Below are 2,458 nucleotides of genomic sequence, written 5' to 3' on the forward strand. Positions count from 1 at the left end.
TGGTGGCAAGCGGCTTACCTCGCGCCAGTGGACCCGCTGCTGCCGGGGCGCTTTGCCCAGGAGGCCTGTGCCAGCCTGCCAGGACTATCCGGTACGACAGCAGACGCGGCACCCGTGGACGGCGTTCTTGCGGCGGTGGGCTTGCAGCGGCTGCGGCTGCATCACGACCAGCAAGTACCGGAGTGGACAGCAGCGTTGTAAGCCGCCGCCACGCGGGATCCGCAAATGCCCGATAGGCAGACGCCATGGCGAAGCAGGAAATGAAGGCCACCACCGCTAATCCTGGCCGCCGGAGCGGCACCGGGGCTTCGCCCACTCTAGACTTAATCGCTAGCGAGGCGGCGGTGGCCAACCCCAGCCATTTCACGCTCCGCCAATACGGCGGCCCGCGGGCGGCTAAGCCCACTCCGGAATCAAAGTCCAGAAAAATGGCTAGTGCGAGCCCGGATTTGGCTGACTTCCGGAGCTCGTTCAAGGCCCCCGATTCAAGGAGGCCCGCATGGGCGACGTTCCCCCGGTTGGCTTTGACCGCTTCCCCAAACAAGGGTCGTGGCTCGGCAGGCGGGTTGAGGTCTGCTTCGACTACGACACGTCGCGCACTATCGGCGGGACGATCATCCGCGAGGATGAGGAAGCGCCCGGCCTGATGCTGATCCACCTGGATGACGGCCGCGTGGTGCGGAGCGTGGAGTGCCAGTACGCGCTTCGGCCGGCCATCCCCAACGATGCGAAGCATTAGATCTGGCAGGCGTCCGCATTGCCGTCCCAAAACCTGTATCCTTGGTCTGGCAGAACTCTGCCACTTCACAACTCATAAGGTTTTGACAGATGACTATGCATTCTGAGGCGACCACGAGCGGTATCCACGTCGGCTACGCCCGGGTCTCCACAGATGACCAGCGCCTAGAATTGCAGACTGATGCGCTGGTGAAGGCGGGCATGCTGCCAAGCGAGATCTTCACCGACAAGGCGTCCGGGGCAACGACCGACCGGCCTGGCTTCATCGACTGCTTCCGGGCGCTTCGCGAGGGCGATACGCTGGTCGTCTGGAAGCTGGATCGGCTGGGCCGCAACCTGTCCCAGCTGCTGCAGACGGCAGAGCGGCTGGAGAAGAAGGGCGTGCGGCTCAAGGTGGTGACCGAGGCCATCGACACCAGCACGCCCATGGGGCGCTTCATGTTCAACGTCATGGGGTCATTCGCGCAGCTGGAGCGCGAGATGATCCAGGAGCGCACGCTGGCCGGCCTGGCCGCAGCACGCGAGCGCGGCCGGATCGGCGGCCGCAGGCCAGTGATGACGCCGGAGCTGCTGGAGCAGGCACAGCACCTGGTGCTGGACGAAGCCGCCGGCGGAGAAGGCCTCTCCGTCGCCCAGGCGGCCAAGCGCCTGAAGATCAGCAAGACAACCCTGTATCGCGAGTTGAGCGCCGCACAGGCGCAGGAGGGAGCCAATGACCTCGCAGCTTGATCAACAGAAGTCTGCCGTGCCCGACGATGTGCGCCGGTTGGTGATCGCTGCCCGCAATGTGGCCTTCGGTGACCCTACCGACCCGGAGGCCCTGAAGGAACTGGACAAGGCCTCCGAAGCCTTTGCCGATCGCCTGCCCTGGCAGGACGAGCCGGAGGAAGTCGCCCATGGATGACCAGCAAGTGGCCCTCGCCGGATCTCCCGGCCGCCTGGATGGCGGCACTCGGGCTATGCCCACTGCAGACTTAAGCGCTACCGAGACGGCGAGGACCGACGTGAAGGTAATCGCCGCCCCTGCCCGCGTCCAGCTTCGCCGGCTGAAAGGCTGGCGGATGCCGGAGAACACGGTGAAGGTCTGCCGGCCCAGCGTCTTCGGCAATCCATGGCGTGTCCAGGACATCCTGGCAGCAGACATGGAGAACAACCGGCACACATCATTGGAGGAGGCACAGAGCGCCGCCGTTGAGAGCTATGAGGCATGGCTCAAGGGTGACGACTTCAGCGGAATGCCGCCCGCCAGTCTTGCCGACAGAGGCGCCCTGCTGCGGGCGCTCCCTTCCCTGCGCAGCAAGAACCTCGCCTGCTGGTGCCGATTGGACCAGCCCTGCCACGCCGACGTCCTGCTGGAGATGGCCAATGCCTGACCCTCAAACGGCCGTCTTTGTTGCCTTGGTTCAGTTGAAACTTCGTGGCCAATGAGCCTCCGGCGGGTGAAGTGCCCCTGGGAGATCGCCACGACTGTGCCCCTCGGCCGGCAATAGCGGACCCGGGCGTCATCAACACGATAAGTCTCGGCCACTCGCGTCATCACTAACGTCGACCATAATGTTGGCTCGAAGCTCCCCACCTGAAGGCGAGGCAGCACAGCATCGGCACGTTGGGAAGAAGGGCTCTCAGGCCGCGCTTATGGATGAGCGATGCAGATGGCTTGTCAGGACTGGCACCGTTCTGTCGGCACGGTCCCGCCAGTGTTGCCCCCTGTGGTAGCGGC

The 2,458-nt window shown here is 64.7% G+C and carries 5 protein-coding genes; all 5 read left to right on the forward strand.

Annotation, left to right across the window (positions count from 1 at the left end):
- On the forward strand, positions 1–201 hold a 201-nt coding region (locus EBE87_RS30200), incomplete at its 5' end, for a hypothetical protein (RefSeq protein ID WP_233560279.1).
- 298 nt (positions 202–499) lie between these two features.
- Positions 500–739, forward strand: coding sequence for a hypothetical protein (locus EBE87_RS28105; RefSeq protein WP_122140309.1), 240 nt, complete (start codon positions 500–502; stop codon positions 737–739).
- 89 nt (positions 740–828) lie between these two features.
- Complete coding sequence (locus tag EBE87_RS28110; RefSeq protein ID WP_267898291.1) at positions 829–1,467, forward strand: recombinase family protein; 639 nt, start codon at positions 829–831, stop codon at positions 1,465–1,467.
- Between the two features lie 16 nt (positions 1,468–1,483).
- Complete coding sequence (locus EBE87_RS29285; protein ID WP_158611687.1) at positions 1,484–1,642, forward strand: hypothetical protein; 159 nt, start codon at positions 1,484–1,486, stop codon at positions 1,640–1,642.
- A complete protein-coding gene (locus EBE87_RS28120) occupies positions 1,635–2,111 on the forward strand; it encodes a DUF4326 domain-containing protein (RefSeq protein ID WP_199726528.1) in 477 nt (158 codons plus the stop codon). Before EBE87_RS29285 ends, EBE87_RS28120 begins: the two co-directional genes overlap by 8 nt.
- Positions 2,112–2,458: the final 347 nt, after the last annotated feature.

It is taken from the genome of Teichococcus wenyumeiae (genome assembly GCF_003696345.1).
Classification (GTDB): domain Bacteria; phylum Pseudomonadota; class Alphaproteobacteria; order Acetobacterales; family Acetobacteraceae; genus Pseudoroseomonas; species Pseudoroseomonas wenyumeiae.